A 22,062-nucleotide genomic window follows, 5' to 3' on the forward strand; every position below is an offset into this window, starting at 1 on the left:
GAGCTGGAGCCGGGCATCGAAGGTCTGGTCCACGTTTCGGAAATGTCCTGGACCAAGAAGAACGTCCACCCCGGCAAGATCGTTTCGACCAGCCAGGAAGTCGACGTCATCGTTCTGGAAGTCGACCCCGAGAAGCGCCGCATCTCGCTCGGCCTCAAGCAGGCCCAGAACAATCCTTGGGACAGCTTCGCCGAACGTCACCCGATCGGCTCGACCGTCGAGGGCGAAGTCAAGAATGCGACCGAGTTCGGCCTGTTCATCGGACTGGATGGCGACGTGGACGGCATGGTGCACATGTCGGACATCGCATGGGGCATTTCGGGCGAAGACGCGCTGGCGCTGCACCGGAAGGGCGAGACGGTTCAGGCCGTCGTTCTCGACATCGACGTCGAGAAGGAGCGCATCAGCCTCGGCATGAAGCAGCTTGAACGTGGTGGTCCGGCTGCTGGCGGCACGGCCGCTGCGGCCGCTGGCCTGTCGAAGAACTCGATCGTCACCGTGACGGTTCTGGAAGTGCGCGACGGCGGCCTGGAAGTCCAGGCTGGCGAAGACGGCGCAGCCGGCTTCATCAAGCGCAGCGACCTTGGCCGCGACCGCGACGAACAGCGTCCGGAACGCTTCCAGGTCGGCCAGAAGTTCGACGCCATGGTCACCGGTTTCGACCGCGCCAAGAAGCCGACCTTCTCGGTCAAGGCAATGCAGATCGCCGAAGAGAAGCAGGCTGTCGCTCAATATGGCTCATCCGACAGCGGCGCGTCGCTGGGCGACATCCTTGGTGAAGCACTCAAGGCCAAGAGCGAAGGCTAAGTCTCCTTCGATATCTAACTAAAGTAATAGAGCCCGCCGGAACTTAGCTCCGGCGGGCTTTTTCTATTCCCATAATGAGAAAAACATACCGATATTGGCCAATTGTCAGAAGCTTGGGGATTCACTATAAGTTAAACGGGAACCAGAAAGGGGGAGTCTGGAGGACCAATGATACGCTCGGAACTGATACAGAGGCTGGCTGAGGAGAATCCGACCCTCAACCTCCAGGAAGTCGAAAGGATCGTCGATCTCTTTTTCAAGGAGATTGTCGACCGCCTTTCCAGCGGCGGACGCGTGGAATTGCGCGGCTTCGGCGCGTTTACCACCCGCGCCCGCGACGCTCGCACGGGACGCAATCCGCGCACCGGCGAGCAGGTGCCGGTAGATGCCAAGCGCGTTCCTTACTTCAAACCCGGCAAGGAAATGCGGGAGCGGCTGAACAGCAAGGGACTTTAGAGACCCAAGGCCTTGTTCAGCGTGAAACGAGCCGAGGACCGAACGGCAGGTTGAGAGCGGAATTTACTAACGGCACGACCCTATTGAAGATAGGCGAGAGCCAAAAGCCTGGTGATTGAAGCAGCATATCGCTTGCTTCAACTCATTGCTGCTGCCGGTCGGATCCGGGCCTTCGCTGAACCATATCCTTGACCTGGACATCGTTAGTGTTCAGGGAGTTCGCCATGCGGACGTGGCGAAATCGGTATACGCAGCGGACTTAAAATCCGCCTCCCCCTGGGAATGCGGGTTCAAGTCCCGCCGTCCGCACCAGGCAGCACGACAGAATGGCTTCGACGCTTTCCTGACCTTAGCGCTGGCTATTCGTCATATTTGCCGCAATGATCGGCCATGGCCGGCGCAATCAATCCTCAAAGCTTTAGCGATTCCCTCGTCATTCTTGGCGCGGCCGGTTTGGTAATTCCTGGTTTTGCCCGATTCCGGATCAGTCCTGTCATCGGTTTCATTCTGGTGGGTTTGGCGGTGGGGCCATCAGGATTGGGCGCGCTGGTCGGCCAATATCCCTGGCTTTATCATGTCACCATTTCCAACCGAGCGGCGATCGAGCCTTTTGCGGAACTCGGCGTCATATTGCTGCTTTTTTCCATCGGACTGGAACTTAGCTTTCGACGGCTATGGACCATGCGTACGCAAGTATTTGGCGTCGGTGCAACAGAATTGCTTGGCAGCGGAATATTGATATCCGCCGGGCTTTATTTATTGGGGCAATCACCCGCCGGCGCATTTGGCTTGGGACTTGCTCTCGCACTTTCATCGACAGCCGTGGTTCTTCCCATGGTGGGAACGCAAAGCGCCGTCGGTCGCGCCGCCTTTTCCATGTTGCTTTTCGAAGATCTGGCGCTCGTTCCCATCATCTTCATGCTCGGCGCTCTGGCTCCTTCCGTAGCCGCCAGTCCTGACGGGCCGTGGAACGAACTGGCCGACACGCTGGTCAAAAGCGGCATCACCATCGCGGTCATGCTGGTTCTGGGCCGCGTCTGTCTGCCGCACATCTTCAGTCAGGCGGCGCGCACCAAAAGTCCTGAAGTCTTCCTGGCAGCCAGTCTGCTGGTCGTCATCATCTCAAGCATGGCGACATCGATCGCGGGCCTGTCTCCGATCGTTGGCGCGTTGCTCGCCGGGCTGCTGATTGCCGAAACCGACTATCATGGCGAGGTCGAGGTGATGACCGCGCCGTTCAAAGGACTGGCGCTCGGCGTTTTCCTCATCACCGTGGGGATGGGTCTGGATATGCGCGTCATCCTGGCGAACTGGCCGAGCCTCCTTCTGGCAGTGGTCGGCATCGTTCTCGCCAAGACCATCGTGACAGCCGCCCTGCTCTATATTTCCGGCGCTCGAAAGGGCGTGGCGCTGGAAGTCGGAGTGCTGATGGCCAGCCCTTCGGAGACCACGCTGATCGTCCTGTCCGCAGCGGCTGCCGCGCAGCTCATTCTGCCGTCTACGGCCACCTTCTGGCAGATCGTGACGGCAATTGGTCTCACCATCACGCCGCTTCTGGCGCGGTTGGGGCATGATATTGCACGTCGGCTGGAAATGGCGCTGGGGGAAGACGCCGCCGCCGAAGTCAGCGAGGATCATACCGAGGCTGCCGCCGTCGTGATCGGATTTGGCCGGGTTGGACGCATGGTGTGCGACCTGCTGACCTTGCATAAACAGCGCTTCATTGTCGTGGAATCCGACCCAGATGTCGTCGCGGACGCCCGTCGCGGCGGCTATCCGATCCTCTTTGGGGACGTTTCGCGCGCCGAAATGCTGGACAAACTGCGACTGGGTCACGCCCGGGCCCTTATCCTGACGATGGATGACCCAGTGCTGTCGGTCAGGGTGACAAAGCGCGTCCGTGGCTGGGTGCCCGATCTTCCCATCATCGCACGCGCGCGGGATACGGATCACGCCGCCCAGCTTTACCGCGCGGGCGCGAGCGATGCGGTGCCGGAGACGCTGGAAAGTTCCCTTCAGCTGGCAGAGACGGCTCTGGTCGACCTGGGCGTCGCCATGGGGCCGGTCATTGCATCGATCCATCAGACACGTGAGGATCTTCGTATGGGGATCAAGGATGCCGCTCAGCTTGAAACGGCACCGAAGCTCCGGCGGTTGCGAGCGGACGAAATTCCCTAATGTTCAGTCATTGCCTTGCCCGGCGCTGAAAACGGACCAGCCGGTGCTGCGGGCCAGTTCCTCCAGCGCCAAAGTGCCGAGTTGGCTGTTGCCGTTTCCGTTAAGACCGGGCGACCACACCGCGATCGAGGCGCGGCCGGGAACGATGGCGAGAATTCCGCCGCCGACCCCCGACTTGCCGGGTATGCCGACACGGAAGGCAAAATCGCCCGAAGCGTCATAATGGCCGCAGGTCAGCATCAACGCGTTGATTCGCTTGGCCCGGCTGGGTGACACGACCCGACCGCCTTCGGGATGCTGGCCATCGAGCATCAGATAGCGGCCGGCCAGCGCCAGTTGGCGGCAGCTCATTTCGATCGCGCATTGGTGAAAATAGGTGCCCAGCACCAGATCGGCCGCATGACGGATATTGCCGAAGGCGCGCATGTAATTGGCGAGCGCCATGTTGCGGAAGCCGGTGGCGGTTTCGGACGCCGCCACCGCTTCGTTGATGGCGATGCTGTCGTCCCCGGTGAGATAACGGACGAAACGCAGCATTTCGCCGATCGCGACCCGGGGTTGATGGCCGCCCAGATTGACGTCGGCCACCACGATGGCACCGGCGTTGATGAAGGGATTGCGCGGAATCCCCTGCTCCTGTTCCAGTTGGACGATGGAGTTGAAAGCATTACCGGAGGGTTCGCGGCCTACTCTTTCCCAAAGCTGGTCACCAACTTTGCCCAGCGCCAGGGTCAGGGCGAAAACCTTGGAGATCGACTGGATCGAAAAGCCGGTATCAGCGTCGCCGCCCGCAATCACGCGGCCGTCGGCGGTGGCGATGGCGATGCCGAACTGGTCGGGATCAATCTTGGCGAGTTCAGGAATATAGCTTGCGACCGTGCCGCGATCTTCGCGCGCGGCGGCCCGATCAACGATGTCAGCAAGGAGGGCGGGCAGGTCCATGAGATGCGCACTCGGCTTCCGGATGAACGGGATTAGGGTGACATAAGTGACACGATAGAGGCGCGAAAAAGCGCCATTTTCACAAAATTTTCCTACAGGTCAAAGAACCGGTTTCCGCATAGCCCCAATAGGGGTCTGTAGGACAGACTTATGTTCGCGGCTGGAGGGCTATATTCCCGGCTGGTCCGGATACGACCATTTTTTGCTTTTCGGTTATTGCTTTGGCCTGCTTGGGATCGGGCGCGCTTGCCGATCGTCACCCCAGCAAAGGCTGGGGTCTCAGGCCTTCACAACATAAGGTCCGAAAGATCACGCCAGTCAGGATTCGCGGCAATGGCAGCGGTTTACTGCGCTCGCCCCCCATCATCCCTTCCCCGCGAGCGCTAAGGGATGATGGAGGGTCAGCTTTATGCCGGAACGCTGGCGAGCGTGGCCTTGACGGCGTCGATCGCGGCCTGCGCCTTGTCGCCGTCGGGACCGCCGCCCTGCGCCATGTCCGGGCGGCCGCCGCCGCCTTTGCCGCCCAGCGCTTCGACGCCTGCGCGGACGAGGTCGACGGCGCTGATGCTGTCCTTCAGATCATCGGTGACGCCGACCGCGATGCTGGCGCGGCCATCCACGACAGCAAGGACGGCGGACACGCCGCTGCCCAAAGTCGCCTTGTTCTGGTCGACGAGGCCGCGCAGTTCCTTGGGATCGAGACCTTCGATCACCTGACCGATGAAGCTGACGTTGCCGACCTTTTCCGGGCCTGCGGCCTGCGCGGAGCCGCCGCCGCCCAGCGCCAGCGCCTTCTTCGCTTCGGCCAGTTCGCGTTCGAGCCTGCGGCTCTGTTCGACCAGCGCAGCGATGCGGGCGGGGACTTCTTCCGGGGTCGTCTTGAGCGCGGCGGCGGACTGGCGCAGACGATCCTCACGATCGGAGAGCCAGAGGCGCGCCGCTTCGCCGGTCAACGCTTCGATACGACGGACGCCGGATGAAACCGCGCTTTCCGAGATGATCTTGAGGATCGCGATATCGCCGGTTGCGCGAACATGGGTGCCGCCGCAGAGTTCGACCGAATAGCTGTGCGCGTCGCCCTTCCCCATCGAAAGCACGCGGACTTCGTCGCCATATTTTTCGCCAAACAGGGCCATGGCGCCCGCAGCGATCGCGTCGTCCGGGGTCATCAGGCGAGTCGTCACCGGCTCATTATGGCGGATCTGCTCGTTGACCTGCGATTCAATCGCGGCAATCTGGCTGTGGGTCAGCGCTTCGGGGTGCGAGAAGTCGAAGCGCAGGCGATCCGGCGCGACGAGGCTGCCCTTTTGCGTGACATGCGCGCCCAGTTCGTTGCGCAACGCGGCATGCAGCAAATGGGTGGCGCTGTGGTTGGCGCGGATGCGGTCGCGGCGCTGGGTGTCGACGCTGAGATGCACCGTATCGCCGACCTTGATCTTGCCCGCGCCGACCTTTGCCTTGTGGGCATGGAGGCGACCCAGCGGCTTGGCCGTGTCTTCGACATCCGCGACGAGGCCCGCCTGCGAACTGATAGTGCCAGCGTCGCCCATCTGCCCGCCGCTTTCGCCATAGAAAGGCGTCTGATTTGTGATGATGGTGACCTCATCGCCCGGCCCGGCGGCGTCGACACGCGCGCCGTCCTTCACCAGCGCGAGCACTTCGCCCTCGCCCACGGTGGCGGTGTAGCCGATGAATTCGGTGCTGCCGGTGGTTTCGGCAATGTCGAACCAGATTTCGTCCGATGCCTTTTCGCCCGATCCCTTCCAAGCGGCGCGGGCGGCGGCCTTCTGCTCGGCCATCGCCTTGTCGAAGCCCTCGCGGTCGACGCCGAGGCCACGCGAGCGCAGCGCATCTTCGGTCAGGTCATAGGGGAAGCCGTAGGTGTCGTAGAGCTTGAACGCGGTTTCGCCCGGCAACGTGCCGCCTTCCGACAGATCGCCGGTCGCTTCGTCCAGCAGCTTGAGGCCGTTTTCCAGCGTCTTGCGGAAACGGGTTTCCTCGCGCAGCAGCGTTTCCTCGATCAGCGGCTGGGCGCGGACCAGTTCCTGATAGGCGCCGCCCATTTCGGAAACGAGGCTGCCGACCAGACGATGCATCAAAGGCTCCTTCGCGCCGATGATGTGCGCGTGGCGCATGGCGCGGCGCATGATGCGGCGCAGGACATAGCCGCGGCCTTCGTTCGCGGGCAGCACGCCGTCCGCGATCAGGAAGCTGGTCGAGCGGAGGTGATCCGCAATGACGCGGTGGCTGGCCTTGAACTCACCGTCGATGGCGGTTTTCGTCAGCGCGCCCGATTCCTCGATCAGCGCCTTGAAGGTGTCGGTATCGTAATTGTCATGGACGCCCTGAAGCACGGCGGCGATGCGCTCCAGCCCCATGCCGGTGTCGATGCTGGGCTTGGGCAGTTCGCTGACGATCTCGTTCGCTTCCTGCTCATATTGCATGAAGACGAGGTTCCAGATTTCGACGAAGCGGTCGCCATCTTCTTCCGGCGAACCGGGAGGGCCGCCCCAGATATGCTCGCCATGGTCGTAGAAGATTTCCGAGCAGGGACCGCAGGGGCCGCTGTCGCCCATCGCCCAGAAATTATCCTTGGTGGGGATGCGGATGATCCTGTGTTCGGGCAGGCCCGCGATCTTCTTCCACAGGTCGAAGGCTTCGTCGTCGGTGTGGTAGACGGTGGCGGTCAGCTTTTCCGCCGGAATGCCCCATTCCTTCGTCAGCAGGGTCCAGGCATGGGTGATCGCCTGTTCCTTGAAATAGTCGCCAAAGCTGAAATTGCCCAGCATTTCGAAGAAGGTGTGGTGACGAGCGGTGTAGCCGACATTGTCGAGGTCGTTATGCTTGCCGCCGGCGCGGACCGACTTCTGGCTCGACGTCGCCTTATTGTAGGGGCGGGTTTCGAGGCCTGTGAAGACATTCTTGAACGGCACCATGCCCGCATTGACGAACATCAGCGTCGGATCGTTATGCGGCACCAGAGGCGCGGACGGAACGATGGTGTGGCCGTTGGCCCCGAAATAGTCGAGGAAGGAGCGGCGAATGTCGTTGGTCGAGGTCATGCGCGCGATTTAGTGGGAAGCGCTCCAACGCACAAGCGGGGCTTTTCGTCGTTTATTGGAATATCGGTTGATCGAGTGGCGATTGGGACGGGCGGCGGGCATTTGACAGTCTCTCAAACCGTCGGGCGAGCGGGAGAGGACACCCCCTCCCCGCTCCTGTGTGTTCATCAGGCGAGCGCCTTCGCCAACGCCCTATATTTATGCAGCAGCGGCTCGGTATAGCCGTTGGGCTGGGCGACGCCCTCAAAGACGAGCGCGCGGGCGGCCTGCCATGCAAGACTGGTAGATTCATTGCCGCTCATCGGCCGATAGAGCGGGTCGCCGGCGTTCTGGGCGTCGACCTTGGCCGCCATGCGAATGAAGGCGGCGTCGATCTGCTCCGCCGTGCAGACGCCGTGGAGCAGCCAGTTCGCCATATGCTGCGAGGAAATGCGCAGCGTGGCGCGGTCTTCCATCAGACCGATGTCATGGATGTCCGGGACTTTCGAGCAGCCGACGCCCTGATCAATCCAGCGGACGACATAACCAAGGATGCCCTGCGCATTATTGTCCAGCTCCAGTGCGATTTCCTCTTCCGACCAGTTGCGCTCTCTCGCGACCGGGATGGTCAGCAACTTGTCGAGCGGGGCGATGGCTTCGGCCTTGCGCTCGGTCTGGCGGGCGAAGACGTCGATGCGGTGATAGTGAGTCGCGTGCAGCGTCGCCGCCGTGGGGGACGGAACCCACGCCGTATTGGCGCCGCTTTTCGGGTGGCCGACCTTCTGGTCGAGCATGTCGGCCATGCGGTCCGGCGCGGCCCACATGCCCTTGCCGATCTGGGCGCGGCCGGAAAGACCGCAGGCGAGGCCGATCTGGACGTTGCGGTCTTCATAGGCGGTAATCCAGTCGCTGGTCTTCATCTCGCCCTTGCGGATCATCGGACCGGCGTGCATCGCCGTGTGCATCTCATCGCCGGTGCGGTCGAGGAATCCGGTGTTGATGAAGACGATTCGATCGCGGACGGCTTCGATGCAGGCGGCGAGGTTCGCGGAAGTACGGCGCTCCTCATCCATGACACCGACCTTGATGGTGTGACGGGCGAGGCCCAACATATCCTCGATTGCGTCGAACAGGCGGTTGGTGAAGCCGACTTCTTCGGGACCGTGCATCTTGGGCTTGACGATATAGACGCTGCCGGTGCGGCTGTTGCCCCCTTCCCGTTTCAGGTCATGAAGGGCGATCAGGCTGGTGACGATGCCGTCGAATATGCCTTCGGGCGCTTCCTGACCATTGGGCAGCAGGATGGCGGGCGTCGTCATCAGGTGGCCGACATTGCGGACGAAGAGCAGGCTGCGACCCGGCAGGGTGAAGCGGTTGCCGTCGGGCGCTGTGTAGCCGCGATCCGGGTTGAGGGCGCGGGTCATCATGGCGCCGTTCTTCTCGAACCTGTCGCTGAGGTCGCCCCGCATCAGACCGAGCCAGTTGGCATAGGCGGCGACCTTGTCCTCCGCGTCGACCGCGGCGACGGAATCTTCAAGGTCGCAGATCGTGGTCAGGGCCGATTCGAGGATGACATCGGCGATGCCTGCCGGGTCGTCCCTGCCGATGGGGTGGGCGCGGTCGAAGACGACTTCGATGTGCAGGCCGTTATGGCGAAACAGCCGCCCCTTCTCGCTCCGGCCGCGATATTGGGTCGGATCGGCCAGTTGGATATCATCGCCGGCGAGGTCCGCCCAGCAGCCGTTGGCGAGCGGGATGGCTTCGTCGAGGAAGGATTTGGCCCAGCCGATGACCTGCGCGCCGCGTGCCGCGTCATAGCCCTTCCCTGCCGCCGCGCCGGGAATGGCATCGGTGCCGTAGAGCGCGTCATAAAGGCTCCCCCAGCGCGCATTGGCGGCGTTCAGCAGGAAGCGGGCGTTGAGGATCGGGACGACCAGTTGCGGCCCGGCGAGGCGGGCGACTTCTTCATCGACATTTTCGCTGCCGATCTGGAAGGGGGCAGGTTCGGGAACGAGATAGCCGATCTCGCTCAGGAAAGCCCGAAGCGCGGGCGTATCGATGGGCTGGCCGACGCGGCCGCCATAATAAGCGTCGATCCGCGCCTGAAGATCGTCGCGCCTGGCGAGCAGCGCGGCATTTTCCGGGGCGAATTCAGCGAAAATCCCGGCGGCGCCCTGCCAGAAGCGGTCGGCGTCTATGCCGGTGCCGGGGAGCGCGCGGTCCTCGATAAAAGTGGCGAGTTGCTGCGCAACCTTGAGGCCCGCGCGATCGGTCATGGCAGTCATGGATGCTCTCCTTTGCGGCGGACCATAGACGGATGGCATTATGCCGTGTAGACGCTATTATTCGAATTCAGACTTTCCTCTGGTGAAACAAATGATGGACCCGGATTATGACCTGTTCGCGACCATCGTCGATGAAGGCGGCATGGCGGCAGCGGGTCGGCGGCTGGCCATTTCACCCGCCATGGTGTCGAAGCGGCTGGTCCGGCTGGAGGAGCGGCTGGGCATCCGCCTTATCCACCGCACGACCCGGCGGCTGGCTCTGACCCCGGCGGGCGAGCGGCTGCATGAGGATCTGCGCGACATCATCGCCGCGCTGGACGAAGCGGAGCGGCGCGTGTCCGGCGCTTCGGCGGAGGCGTCCGGGACGTTGAGGGTCACGGCGCCGACCTCCTTCGGGCGCATGCATGTCGCGCCATGGCTGGAGCGATTTCTCGACGCCCATCCCAAGGTGCGGATGCGGATCGACCTGTCCGACGACTATGCCGATCTGCTGGCGACGCGCGCCGACCTTGCCATCCGCATCACCGCCGATCCCGGACCGGGGCTGTCGGCGCACCGGCTGGCGACCAACCGGCGCGTCCTCTGCGCGGCGCCTGCCTATCTGGAACGGTTCGGAACCCCGGAAACTATAGCGGACCTGCGCCACCATCGCCTGCTGGCAGCCGACGGGCAATTGCCCTGGCGCCTCAGCGGCCCCAAAGGCCCGGTTTCGGTGGAAGGCGTCAGCCATGTCCGCACCAACAGCAGCGAAATGGTGCGCGAACTCATGATGGCGGGCGTGGGCATCGCGCTCCGCTCGCTCTGGGACGTCAGCGACGCGCTCGACCGCGGCGATATAAGGCAGATCATGCCGGATCATGAAGGGTCGGCGGACGTCGGCCTCTATGCCGTGCATCTGCCGCAGAGCAATCCGCCGCTGGCCATCACCGCCTTCGTCGATTTCCTGATCCAGCTCTACGCCCCCAGCCCGCCCTGGGAGCGCTCCGCCATTGCCCCTTCCGAAAACCCGCTTTAAGGCCCCTTCCCATGGACGATACTACCCGCCGCGCAGCCCTCGACTATCACCGCTATCCGCAACCCGGAAAGCTGCGGATCGAACCGACCAAGCGCATGGTCAACCAGCGCGACCTGGCGCTGGCCTATTCGCCCGGCGTCGCCGCACCCTGCGTCGACATTGCCGAAGATCCCGAAAAGGCGATGGACTATACCGCGCGCGGCAATCTGGTCGCGGTGATCTCCAACGGCACCGCCGTTCTGGGGCTGGGTGCGATCGGCGCGCTGGCGTCGAAGCCGGTAATGGAGGGCAAGGCCGTCCTCTTCAAGAAATTCGCCGACATCGACGTCTTCGATATCGAGGTCGACACGACCGATCCGGAAAAATTCATCGAGGCCGTCGCCCTGCTGGAACCGACGTTCGGCGGCATCAATCTGGAGGATATCAAGGCGCCGGAATGTTTCGCCATCGAGGCGGAGCTGAAGAAGCGGATGAAGATTCCGGTCTTCCACGACGACCAGCATGGCACCGCCATCGTCGTCGCGGCCGCCGTGCGCAACGCGCTCGTGTTGCAGGGCAAGACGCTGGCCGACGCGAAGCTGGTGACGTCCGGCGCGGGCGCGGCGGCGCTGGCCTGCGTCGACCTGCTGGTGTCCATGGGCCTGCCCATCGAGAACGTCACGCTGACGGACAAGGACGGCGTCATCCATTCCGAGCGCGAGGGCATGTTGCCCAACATGGCCCGCTATGCCCGGACCACCAATGCGCGCACCTTGCCCGACGTGCTGCCGGGCGCGAACCTGTTCCTGGGCCTGTCGGCGCCGGGCGTGCTGAAGCCCGAATGGCTGCCGCTGATGGCGCCCAATCCGCTGATCTTCGCGCTCGCCAATCCGGAGCCGGAAATCCGCCCGGAAGTGGCACGCGAAGCGCGACCCGACGCGATCATCGCCACCGGCCGGTCGGATTATCCCAATCAGGTCAACAACGTCCTCTGCTTCCCGTACATCTTCCGGGGCGCGCTGGATGCGCGGGCGACCGAGATCAACGAGGCGATGAAGGCCGCCGCCGCCGACGCCATCGCCAGCCTCGCCCGCATGCCCGCCCATGACAGCGTGGCGCAGGCCTATGGCGGGCGCAAGCTGGTGTTCGGGCCGGACTATATCATCCCCACCCCTTTCGACCCGCGCCTGATTGCGGAGATCGCCACCGCCGTCGCCAAGGCCGCGATGGACAGCGGCGTCGCCAAAAAGCAGCTCGACCTTGAGGTCTACAAGCGCCAGCTGATGCAGCAGAATGCCCGTTCGGCCCAGCTGATGCTGCCGGTGTTCGAGGCTGCCCGTGGCGCCCAGCGCCGCATCGCTTACGGCGAAGGCGAGGATGATCGCGTGCTGCGCGCCATTCAGGACGCGCTGGACGAGGGAATCGTCCGTCCGGTGATCGTGGCGCGGCGGCGTATCCTGAACGAGAAGCTGCCCAATCTCGGCCTGCGTTTCGAGCTGGACCGCGACGTCGAGGTGGTCGACCCCGAAACCGATCATCTCCTGATGGGCGAACTGGTCGAGGCCTATCGCGCCGTCGCCGCGCGGCGGGGCGTTTCCTCTAACGAGGTGGTGCGCCATGTCTATCGCCGCCCCAGCGTCACCGCCGCCATGCTGCTGCGCACCGGCCGCGTCGACGCGGCGCTGGTCGGCGGCAACAGCGATTATTGGGGCGAGGTGGAGCATGTGCTGCGCGTCATCGACCGCACGCCGGGCCACAGCCGCGTCTATGCGCTGTCCGGCCTGATCCTGGATGCGGGCGCGCTGTTCATCACCGATACCCATATGGTGCCCGATCCGACGCCGGAGCAGATTGCCGAAATGGCGCTGCTGGGCGCGACGGAACTCAAGCATTTCGGCCTCAGTCCGCGTGTCGCGCTGCTGTCCCACTCCAATTTCGGGGCGTCGCATTCGCCCAGCGCGCGCAAGATGCGCGAGGCGTTCAAACTGGTGAAGAAGGCCGCGCCGGAATTGATGGTCGATGGCGAAATGCATGCCGATGCGGCGCTCAGCCAAGGCCTGCGTGAGCGGCTGATCCCGGATTCGCGGTTCGAAGGATCGGCCAATCTGCTGGTCATGCCCAATCTGGACGCGGCGAACATCACGCTGACGGCGCTGTCCGCTTCGTCCAGTTCGCCGACCGTGGGGCCGATGCTGATGGGACTGGCGCAGCCGATCCATGTGCTGACCCCCGGCGTGACGGCGCGCGGTATCCTCAACCTGACCGCCATCGCCGCGGCAGAGGTCGAGCGCGAAGGCTGAACCTTAACCTTTTCGCGCCATAGCTGGCCCTGATAAAGTCCGATATTCCCGCTTTCGCGGGCATAAGGGCGTTTGAGTAACGGAAGGTTCATGGCAGGACAGGTTTCGACCGGAGTGAAGCTGGCAATGGGGGGCGGCGCGGCTGCGGTGCTGCTGTTGCTGGGCCTATCCATCGGGCGCGGGCGCGATCTGGAGACGGGCGATGCGGTTCACCCGACAAAGGTGCCGGACACGGCGAAACCAGCCAGGCCGGTGGAGCGGACGCGCGCTCAACCCGTGGCGGTCGATCCCCAGGCCCTGATGGTCAAGCGGGTGCTGCCCATAAACGGCCCTTTCCGTCACGGCGATTATGTCTGGGACGAAAGCGGCGCGCCCGCGGCCGGACGGATCATCATCACCGTGGACCTCAAGGCGCAAACCTTGTCCGTCTTTCGCGCCGGTTATGAGATAGGATCGGCGGTCATTATCTATGGCGCCGACGACAAGCCAAGCCCGCTCGGCGCCTTCCCGATCATCCAGAAGGATGCCGATCACTATTCGCGCACTTACAATAACGCGCCCATGCCCTTTACGCTGCGACTGACCAGCGATGGCGTCGCGATCCATGGCAGCGACGTTCAATGGGGCAATGCGACCCATGGCTGCATCGGCGTGCCCCGGTCTTTCGCCAAGAAGCTGTTCGGCGTGACGAGTCTTGGCGATCTGGTCGTCATCACCAACGGCAAGATGCTGGACACCAGCCACGCCAGATCGAGCGCCTGACATAAGGCCCGGCCATATCTGATCGTTCCGTCCCCTGAGTGCGTCGGTATCATGGTGCCTTATCGCCCTGATCCCGCCTGCCATGATTGCGCGTCGCACCGACGCGGCTGCAATAAAGTCACGCGGACCCCGGCTTGATTTTCCCCGATAACGCTATCATGAGCAGGCCTTACCCTTATTGCATTGCAACATGGAGCAGCCGATGGCGCAGGCCACCCGCCCCCATTCCTCCGGGCCGGTTCATCCCGCCCTCGTCATTCTTGCGCTCGCCATGGGCGCCTTTGCCATCGGAACGACCGAATTTGCGGCGATGAGCCTGCTGCCCTTTTTCGCGGGCGACCTGCGCATCAGCGAACCGATGGCGGGCCATGCGATCAGCGCCTATGCGCTGGGCGTAGTGGTGGGCGCGCCGGTGATCGCCGTGCTGGGCGCGCGGCTGCCCCGTCGGACGCTGCTGATCGGGCTGATGGCGTTGTTCGCCATCGGCAATGGCCTGAGCGCGCTGTCGCCCGATTACACCACCATGCTGCTGTTCCGTTTCCTGAGCGGCCTGCCGCACGGCGCCTATTTCGGCGTGGCGGCGCTGGTGGCGGCATCGCTGGTGCCCAGCGACCGGCGCGCGCTGGCGGTTGCGCGGGTGATGACCGGCCTTACCGTCGCGACCGTGATCGGCGTGCCGGCGGCGAACTGGATGGGTCAGGCGCTGGGGTGGCGCTGGGGCTTTGGCATCGTCGCGCTGCTGGCCATGATCACGATGACGGCTGTGGCGCTTTATGCGCCGCGCGATGCGGGCGATCCGCAGGCCAGCCCGATCCGGGAACTGGGCGCGCTCAGGAAGCCGCAGGTGCTGCTGACGCTGCTGACCGGGGCGATCGGCTTTGGCGGGTTGTTTGCCGTCTATACCTATGTCGCATCGACCATGTTGTCCGTCACCCATGTATCGGAACATTGGGTGCCGGTGGTGCTGGCGATCTTTGGCGTGGGCATGACCATCGGCAATCTGGTCGCGGCCTGGGCAGCCGACCGCGCGCAGAGCCGCACGGCGGTCATCGTGCTGTTGTGGAGCGCCGCGTCGCTGGCGCTGTTCCCGCTGATGGCGGGGAATATCTGGAGCCTGTCTCTGGTGATCTTCCTGATCGGCTGCGGCGGCGGGCTGGGCAGCGTTCTCCAGACGCGCCTCATGGATGTGGCGGGCGACGCCCAGACGCTGGCGGCGGCGGCGCACCATGCCGCCTTCAACATGGCCAATGCGCTGGGACCGTGGCTGGGCGGCATGGCGATTGCGGCGGGCTATGGCTTTACCTCGACCGGGTGGATCGGCGCCGCGCTGGCACTGGGCGGTCTTGCCATCTTCCTGTTCACGCTTAGCCAGCAGCAGCGATCGATGCGGTTGGCCGCCATCCCTTGCGAATGAGCGGATTGCAGGTGATGCCCGCTCCCCGCCCTCATACGCTGGCGGAGGACGGCTATGCGATCATGCTGGGCTGCGCCTTTATCGGCGTGGGGCTGATGCTGCTGAAGCAGGCCGGGTTGGTGACCGGCGGCATGGCGGGGATTGCGCTGCTGCTCTCCTATCTCCTGCCTTGTTCGCCTGCCCTGCTGTTCCTGCTCATCAACACCCCCTTTTTCATGATGGCGGGGAAGACGATGGGCCCGGCCTTCGGCTGGAAGACGCTGGCGGCCAATCTGCTGATCATGGCGCTGGGCATGGCGCTGCCGATGGCGATCCGGGTAGCGAGCGTCAGCAGCCTGTTCGCGGCTCTGTTTGGCGGGTCGATCATCGGTTTCGGCATATTGGCGCTGGCGCGCCATGGCGCGGGGGTCGGCGGCGTGGGCGTGGTGGCGCTCACGCTCCAGAAGCGGCGCGGGTGGAATGCGGGGAGGACGCAGATGATCAGCGATGCGGCGATCCTTGCCGCGTCCCTGCCGGTGCTGACGATGGAGCGCTTTGGCCTGTCGGTGCTATCGGCGGCGGCGATCAATGCGGTGCTGATCGTCAATCATCGGCCGGGGCGCTATATCGGGCATTAGGACGCGTTGCAGAGGGGGTCGCCCGCGCTGTCGCGCACCTGAAGCGCCGACGCTGCATCGCTGGCGAGACGCGGGAAGCTGACCCCTTCGAGCGAGCCGCGCCCCTTGCAGACCTCCGCGCATTTCATGTCCACGACGCCGGGCAGCGATATCTGATCGCCGTCATATTGGGCGACGACGATGCAATGGTCGCTGCGCGAGAAGCTCAGGATCAGCTTGTCGCCAGCACGCCTTGCCGACCCCCTGCCCTCGCAGCTCTGATCCTCGCCGAAGCTGGCCTCCAGGCCGAAGCGATAGTCGCCATTTTTCGCCGGGATCACGCAGAGCGCGTCGCGGCCCGCCTCATGCGACCGCTGGTAAAGGCCGATGGCCGGGGTCCTGGCCGTGTCCGCGATAACGCCGGTTTCGATGGCCGCGCGTTCCAGGCCGGAACTGGTCTGCACGCCGGTTTCCCGCGGAGCGGGCGCAGGCGTGCCGCCGCGTTGGCAGGCGGCGAGCAGCAGCAGCAATGCGAGGCTAGTCTGCCGCATCGACAGGGATCAGCCCTTCCGCGCTGACGCGGCGGAAGAAGCAGGATCGGGCGCCGGTATGGCAGGTAGGGCCAGCAGGCACGGCCTTCACCCAGACCGCATCCTGATCGCAATCTATGCGAATGTCGCGGACTTGCAGCATATGGCCGGACGTCTCGCCTTTCTTCCACAGCGACTGACGGCTGCGCGACCAGAAATGGGCCAGGCCGGTGTCGACGGTGAGCTTGAGCGCCTGCGCATTCATATGCGCGACCATCAGCACTTCGCCGCTATCGACATTGGTGACGACGGCCGTGATCAGCCCGTCTCGGTCATATTTGGGATTGAGGGTCAGGCCCTTGTCGCGCGCTTCGTCCATGAGTGGGCTATAGAGGCGGGCAGGCTTCATGCGAAGCCCCGATTATCGCGGGTAAAGTCAGAAAATGGGGCGATCGACGGGATCCGAACCCGCGACCTCCGGTACCACAAACCGGCGCTCTAACCAACTGAGCTACGATCGCCACAGGGGCGTTTGCCCCGAGAGAAGGGCCACATATGCGGCCCATCCCGCGCCGTCAAGCGGCTCCATGCGGAAAAAGGCATGAGGCCAAAATAAAAAAGAAAAGGAGCGTGAAGCCCATGGCCCCCGCCCCTTTCCCTACCCTTCGAAATCGCGCGCGCCATGGGCGGACATCACCACCCTGCTGCTGCGCTCCTCCCTCCATGAAACTTTCGCCAACCGCGACGCCGGCTCAAAAAAACGGAAAAAGGCGCCCCGTGGGGAGCGCCTTCAAAAGCTTTTAGTTGACCGAGTCCTTCAGACCCTTGCCGGCCTTGAACTTCGGCTGGGCCGAAGCCTTGATGGTCATCGTTTCGCCGGTGCGCGGGTTGCGGCCAGTCGAAGCCTTGCGCTGCGAAACGGAGAAAGTGCCGAAACCGACCAGGCGCACTTCGTCACCCTTCTTCAGCGCGCCGGTGATGGCGTCGAAAACGCCCTCGACCGCCTTGCTGGCGTCGCTCTTGGAAAGGCCGCTGCTCTCAGCGACGGCGCCGATAAGATCCTGCTTGTTCATGCCTTGGGAACCCCCTTCTAGCTGTTTGGATAAGTTTAGGAATCGCGGCGTAGGCGGCGCAATAAGGCCCAGCTTTTTACCCTTGTCAAAGGGAAAGCGGCGTCGGCGACTGCTGGAACAGGATTTTAAGGTAAAACCTATCCTAACAGCCGTCGAACGTCGCGTTTACTGACGCAAATCAGTGCCGAATGGCGTCGCCATCCCTTCCCTGCGCAGGATTGGGCTGGGCAGCGAGATCGTCTTCCTCTGTCCAGGCGATCGCATCCGGAGTCGAGACCAGCGCGCGGGCCAGCACCTCGTCCACATGCGATACGGGAACGATCTCCAGCCCTTCGCGGATGTTCGCGGGGATCTCGGCCAGATCCTTCTCATTCTCCGCCGGGATCAGCACCGTCTTGATGCCGCCGCGCAGCGCCGCGAGGAGCTTTTCCTTGAGCCCGCCGATCGGCAGCACCCGACCCCGCAGCGTGACTTCGCCGGTCATCGCCACATCCTTATGGACGGGAATGCCGGTCAGCGTCGACACGATCGTCGTCACCATGCCGATGCCCGCCGACGGGCCATCCTTGGGCACTGCGCCTTCGGGAAGGTGGATGTGAATGTCCTTGCGGGTGAAGATATTGGGCTTGATCCCGTAACCGGGCGAGCGCGCCTTCACATAGGAGAAGGCCGCCTGCACGGACTCGTTCATGACCTCGCCCAGCTTGCCGGTGGTCCTGATCGCGCCCTTGCCGGGAACGGTCACGGCCTCGATGGTCAGCAGCTCGCCGCCCACCTCGGTCCAGGCCAGACCCGTCACCGCGCCGATCTGATGCTCCTCCTCGCCCACGCCATGGCGGAATTTCCGCACGCCGGCATAGTCGGCGAGATTGTCCGGCGTGATCGTCACCTTGTCGAACGCGCCTTCGAGGATCTTGCGCAACGCCTTGCGGGCCAGACGCGCCACTTCGCGTTCCAGCGTGCGGACGCCGGCTTCGCGGGTATAGTAGCGGATCAGGTCGCGAACTGCTTCCTCAGTGACCTCGAACTCGCCTTCCTTGAGACCGTGGGCGTCAATCTGCTTGGGCAGCAGGTGCCGCTGCGCGATCTCGACCTTTTCGTCCTCGGTATAGCCTTCGAGCCGGATGATCTCCATGCGGTCGAGCAAAGGCTGCGGCAAATTCAGGGAGTTGGCCGTCGTCACGAACATCACGTCTGAAAGATCGACGTCGATCTCCAGATAGTGATCCTGGAACTTGCTGTTCTGTTCGGGGTCCAGCACCTCCAGCAGCGCCGAAGCCGGATCGCCGCGAAAATCCTGCCCCAGCTTGTCGATCTCGTCCAGCAGGAAGAGCGGATTCATCGTCCCCGCCTTCTTGAGGTTGGTCACGATCTTGCCCGGCAGCGAGCCGATATAGGTGCGGCGGTGGCCCCGGATTTCCGCTTCGTCGCGCACGCCGCCCAGCGACTGGCGCACGAATTCGCGGCCAGTGGCCTTGGCGATCGAACGGCCGAGCGAGGTCTTGCCGACGCCCGGAGGACCGACGAGGCACAGGATCGGGCCTTTCAGCTTGTTGGTGCGCGCCTGCACGGCGAGATATTCGATGATCCGGTCCTTGACCTTCTCCAGCGCGAAATGATCCTCGTCGAGGATCGCCTGCGCTTTCTTGAGGTCCGTCTTGACCTTGCCCTTCTTGCCCCAGGGAAGCCCCAGCAGCACGTCGAGATAGTTGCGCACCACCGTCGCTTCGGCCGACATGGGCTGCATGCCCTTGAGCTTCTTCAGCTCGGCTGTCGCCTTGGTGCGGGCTTCCTTGCTCAGCTTGGCCTTGGCGATCTTCTCGGTGAGTTCGGCAAGCTCGTCGCCTTCATCGCCCTCGCCATTGCCCAGCTCGCGCTGGATCGCCTTCAGCTGCTCGTTCAGATAATATTCGCGCTGGGTCTTTTCCATCTGCCGCTTCACGCGGCCACGGATTTTCTTTTCGACCTGAAGCACGCCCAGTTCGCCCTCCATGAAGGCGAAGACCATCTCCAGCCGCTTGACCGGATCGGCCTCGACCAGCAGGGATTGCTTGTCGGCGACCTTGACGTTGACGTTGGCGGCGACCGCATCGGCCAGACGGCCTGCGTCCTCTATTTCGCGCAACTGGACCGGGGTTTCGGCGGGCAGCTTCTTGTTGAGCTTGGCATAATTTTCGAACTGCTCGGCCACCGAGCGCATCAGCGCTGCGGCTTCCGGCCCCTCGGCGGGCAACTCCTCGACCGCATTCACATTCGCAAGCATATGCCCGTCGGCATTGACGATCCCGTCGAGGCGCGCGCGCTGCTTGCCTTCAACCAGCACGCGAACGGTGCCGTCTGGCAGTTTCAGCAACTGCAGGACCACCGCGATGACGCCGGTGTCGTAGAGCGAATCCTGGCCCGGATCATCCTCAGCAGGATCGAGCTGCGACACGAGGAAGATTTCCTTGTCGCCTTCCATCGCCGCTTCGAGTGCGGACACGCTTTTGTCGCGGCCCACGAACAGCGGCACGATCATCTGCGGGAAGACGACTATGTCGCGGAGGGGCAGCAGGGGATATTGTGTAGTCATTCACTCTCCGGGGCGAACATTCCACCCAGTCATGCGGTTCATCGCCTTTATGGGGACAGTCACCGCATGGTTCAATCATGCCTTATAGATCGGGAAGGATGAATAAGGGCTGATTCCGCCATAAAAAAGGATCAGAAAGGCAGCTTGAAGCCGGGAGGCAACGGCAGCCCGGCAGTCATCTTCCCCATTTCGGCGCTGGAAACTTCATCGGCTTTCTTGCGCGCGTCGTTGAAGGCGGCGGTGATCAGGTCCTCCAGCATCTGCTTTTCCGTAGGGGAAAGCAGGCTGTCGTCGATAGCGACACCCAGGATGCGGCCCTTGGCCGAGGCGCGGACCTTGACCAGACCGCCGCCAGCGGTGCCTTCCACCTCCAGCTTGTCGAGATTGTCCTGAGCGCGCTGCAGTTCCTCCTGCACGCGGCTCGCCATGCCCAAAATTTCGTTCAGATCCTTCATCGCTCTGCGCTCCATTGTTCAAGCTCATCGCTAAGCTCGGCATCGGGGAAGGCGGCCAGCGCCGCCTTGACCACCGGGGTTTCCATGATTTCCGCGCGGGCGTCGGCCGCCCTGCGCATTTCCTGCTCGTGCAGGGTCGGAACGGGTGCTCCCTCGCTCTGCGTCACCCGCCAGGCGACGCCGGTGACTTCACGCAGCGCCGGAGTGATGCGGCCGACAAAGCCGGGCAGCAACGAGGCCGCAGGCGTATAATCCAGTTCGGGCGGAGCGTAGCGGGTGACGCCGATGCAGTCATGCATTTCCTGCGCAAGCTGACCTTTGCCCTTCTGCCAAAAGGCTTCGATCAACTCTTCAAAGCTGGCCGGAAGGATTGCGGTGGGCGCGCCGGAAGGGGCCGCGGCAGGCGTGTGGCCGGGCGCTGCGGCGGCAGGGGCGCCTTCGCGGAGGAGGCGGGCGATCTCGCCGGGATCAGGCATGGCCGCGGCGTGCATGACGCGCAGCAGCGCCATTTCGCACGACTCGATGGGGAGCGCGGCGCTGGCGACCTCGTCATGGCCCTTGAGCAGCAATTGCCAGAGGCGATGGAGAGGCGCGAAGCCAAGCTGCGAGGCCCAGTCGGCCAGCGCTTCGCGTTCTTCGGCGGACTGGCCGGGGTTGGCGATGTCGCGGCCCGCCTTGACCAGCGTGACGGCGTGGGTGAGTTCCAGCAGGCCGCGCATCAGCGAGAGCGGCTCGACGCCCAGCGCATACTGGTCGCGAACGGCACCCAGCAAGGCGCCGGTGTCACCCTCCAGCAGCAGACCGAGCAGGCGGCGGGTCGCGCCCCGGTCGGACAGGCCCAGCATGTCGCGGACCTGCGTTGCGGTGACCCGCGGCGCGCCTTCGCCCATTTCGGCATGCGCGATCGCCTGGTCGAGGATCGAAAGACCATCGCGGGCGGAGCCTTCTGCGGCCTGCGCGATCAAGGCGAGTGCGTCGGGTTCAGCTTCGACCGATTCGGCTTCGACTACATGAGCGAAGTGGGCCGCCAACAGCTCGGCCGGGATGCGGCGCAGGTCGAATCGCTGGCAGCGCGACAGCACCGTCACCGGCACCTTGTTCACTTCGGTCGTGGCGAACAGGAATTTCACATGCGCAGGGGGTTCCTCCAGTGTCTTCAAGAGCGCGTTGAACGCGTTCTTGGACAGCATGTGGACTTCGTCGATGATGTAGATTTTGTAGCGGGCGGAAACGGCGGCGTAGCGCACCGCCTCGATGATCTCTCGCACGTCGTCGACGCCGGTATGGCTGGCCGCGTCCATTTCGACCACATCGATATGGCGGCCTTCCGCAATCGCCCTGCACGGTTCGCAGACACCGCAAGGATCGATGGTGGGACCGCCCTGCCCGTCCGGGCCGACGCAGTTCAGCGCCTTGGCGATCAGACGCGCGGTGGACGTCTTCCCCACCCCACGCACGCCCGTCATCAGGAAGGCATGGGCGAGGCGTCCGCGGCGGATCGCGTTGCCCAGCGTCTGGACCATGGCGTCCTGCCCGATCAGCTCGCGAAAGTTGCGCGGTCGGTATTTGCGCGCAAGCACGCGATAGGGCTGAGGGGAATCGGACATTCGATCAGTCTAGCGGCTCGGGGCGGGGCTGTCGAAGCCGGAAAGCCTTT

The 22,062-nt window shown here is 63.7% G+C and carries 17 protein-coding genes and 2 tRNA genes; 9 read left to right on the plus strand and 10 right to left on the minus strand.

From position 1 onward, the window contains the following. From ACFC3J_RS09810 to ACFC3J_RS09825, 4 genes are all read left to right on the plus strand, one after another. A partial coding sequence (locus ACFC3J_RS09810) for a S1 RNA-binding domain-containing protein (protein ID WP_375195993.1) occupies positions 1 to 807 on the plus strand: 807 nt, incomplete at its 5' end. A gap of 168 nt (positions 808 to 975) precedes the next feature. After that, positions 976 to 1,263 (plus strand): integration host factor subunit beta, encoded by a 288-nt coding sequence (locus ACFC3J_RS09815; protein ID WP_375195994.1) that lies wholly within the window; start codon positions 976 to 978, stop codon positions 1,261 to 1,263. A gap of 226 nt (positions 1,264 to 1,489) precedes the next feature. Then, positions 1,490 to 1,575, plus strand: a tRNA-Leu gene (locus tag ACFC3J_RS09820). A gap of 78 nt (positions 1,576 to 1,653) precedes the next feature. Next, positions 1,654 to 3,441, plus strand: coding sequence for a cation:proton antiporter (locus ACFC3J_RS09825; RefSeq protein WP_375195995.1), 1,788 nt, complete (start codon positions 1,654 to 1,656; stop codon positions 3,439 to 3,441). A 3-nt stretch (positions 3,442 to 3,444) separates the two neighbouring features. Here the strand turns inward: ACFC3J_RS09825 and ACFC3J_RS09830 are convergent, their stop codons facing one another. The 3 genes from ACFC3J_RS09830 to ACFC3J_RS09840 form a co-directional block, all read right to left on the minus strand. Then, positions 3,445 to 4,383, minus strand: coding sequence for a glutaminase (locus ACFC3J_RS09830; protein ID WP_375195996.1), 939 nt, complete (start codon positions 4,381 to 4,383; stop codon positions 3,445 to 3,447). 407 nt (positions 4,384 to 4,790) lie between these two features. After that, positions 4,791 to 7,445 (minus strand): alanine--tRNA ligase, encoded by a 2,655-nt coding sequence (alaS, locus tag ACFC3J_RS09835; protein WP_375195997.1) that lies wholly within the window; start codon positions 7,443 to 7,445, stop codon positions 4,791 to 4,793. Between the two features lie 167 nt (positions 7,446 to 7,612). After that, a complete protein-coding gene (locus ACFC3J_RS09840; RefSeq protein WP_375195998.1) occupies positions 7,613 to 9,709 on the minus strand; it encodes a malate synthase G in 2,097 nt (698 codons plus the stop codon). 91 nt (positions 9,710 to 9,800) lie between these two features. Here ACFC3J_RS09840 and ACFC3J_RS09845 point away from each other — a divergent pair, with 91 nt between their 5' ends. From ACFC3J_RS09845 to ACFC3J_RS09865, 5 genes are all read left to right on the plus strand, one after another. Then, a complete protein-coding gene (locus ACFC3J_RS09845; RefSeq protein ID WP_375196028.1) occupies positions 9,801 to 10,724 on the plus strand; it encodes a LysR family transcriptional regulator in 924 nt (307 codons plus the stop codon). A gap of 11 nt (positions 10,725 to 10,735) precedes the next feature. Next, positions 10,736 to 13,003: an NADP-dependent malic enzyme gene (locus tag ACFC3J_RS09850; RefSeq protein ID WP_375195999.1), complete on the plus strand. Its 2,268-nt coding sequence runs from the start codon at positions 10,736 to 10,738 to the stop codon at positions 13,001 to 13,003. A 90-nt stretch (positions 13,004 to 13,093) separates the two neighbouring features. Continuing rightward, positions 13,094 to 13,765, plus strand: coding sequence for a L,D-transpeptidase family protein (locus ACFC3J_RS09855; RefSeq protein ID WP_375196000.1), 672 nt, complete (start codon positions 13,094 to 13,096; stop codon positions 13,763 to 13,765). A gap of 202 nt (positions 13,766 to 13,967) precedes the next feature. Then, complete coding sequence (locus ACFC3J_RS09860) at positions 13,968 to 15,179, plus strand: MFS transporter (protein ID WP_375196001.1); 1,212 nt, start codon at positions 13,968 to 13,970, stop codon at positions 15,177 to 15,179. Next, positions 15,176 to 15,796 carry a YitT family protein gene (locus tag ACFC3J_RS09865; protein ID WP_375196002.1) on the plus strand — a complete coding sequence of 207 codons (621 nt, stop codon included), beginning with the start codon at positions 15,176 to 15,178 and terminating at the stop codon, positions 15,794 to 15,796. The genes ACFC3J_RS09860 and ACFC3J_RS09865 overlap by 4 nt, the downstream gene beginning before the upstream one ends. Here the strand turns inward: ACFC3J_RS09865 and ACFC3J_RS09870 are convergent. From ACFC3J_RS09870 to ACFC3J_RS09900, 7 genes are all read right to left on the minus strand, one after another. Beyond that, positions 15,793 to 16,326 carry a hypothetical protein gene (locus ACFC3J_RS09870; RefSeq protein WP_375196003.1) on the minus strand — a complete coding sequence of 178 codons (534 nt, stop codon included), beginning with the start codon at positions 16,324 to 16,326 and terminating at the stop codon, positions 15,793 to 15,795. The two genes, ACFC3J_RS09865 and ACFC3J_RS09870, sit on opposite strands and share 4 nt — an antisense overlap. Next, on the minus strand, positions 16,313 to 16,684 hold the full coding sequence (gene hisI / locus ACFC3J_RS09875) for a phosphoribosyl-AMP cyclohydrolase (protein ID WP_375196029.1): 372 nt from the start codon (positions 16,682 to 16,684) through the stop codon (positions 16,313 to 16,315). Before hisI ends, ACFC3J_RS09870 begins: the two co-directional genes overlap by 14 nt. Before the next feature lie 65 nt (positions 16,685 to 16,749). Next, positions 16,750 to 16,826, minus strand: a tRNA-His gene (locus ACFC3J_RS09880). Between the two features lie 279 nt (positions 16,827 to 17,105). Beyond that, entirely contained in the window at positions 17,106 to 17,378 is a 273-nt protein-coding gene (locus ACFC3J_RS09885; protein WP_013846598.1) for an HU family DNA-binding protein, read from the minus strand. 178 nt (positions 17,379 to 17,556) lie between these two features. Continuing rightward, positions 17,557 to 19,950, minus strand: a complete 2,394-nt coding sequence (lon, locus tag ACFC3J_RS09890) for an endopeptidase La (RefSeq protein ID WP_375196004.1) — start codon at positions 19,948 to 19,950, stop codon at positions 17,557 to 17,559. A 131-nt stretch (positions 19,951 to 20,081) separates the two neighbouring features. Continuing rightward, on the minus strand, positions 20,082 to 20,405 hold the full coding sequence (locus ACFC3J_RS09895) for a YbaB/EbfC family nucleoid-associated protein (RefSeq protein ID WP_375196005.1): 324 nt from the start codon (positions 20,403 to 20,405) through the stop codon (positions 20,082 to 20,084). Next, positions 20,402 to 22,012 carry a DNA polymerase III subunit gamma/tau gene (locus ACFC3J_RS09900; protein ID WP_375196006.1) on the minus strand — a complete coding sequence of 537 codons (1,611 nt, stop codon included), beginning with the start codon at positions 22,010 to 22,012 and terminating at the stop codon, positions 20,402 to 20,404. The genes ACFC3J_RS09895 and ACFC3J_RS09900 overlap by 4 nt, the downstream gene beginning before the upstream one ends. Positions 22,013 to 22,062 lie beyond the last annotated feature (50 nt).

Source organism: Sphingobium sp. (assembly GCF_041987595.1).
GTDB lineage: Bacteria > Pseudomonadota > Alphaproteobacteria > Sphingomonadales > Sphingomonadaceae > Sphingobium.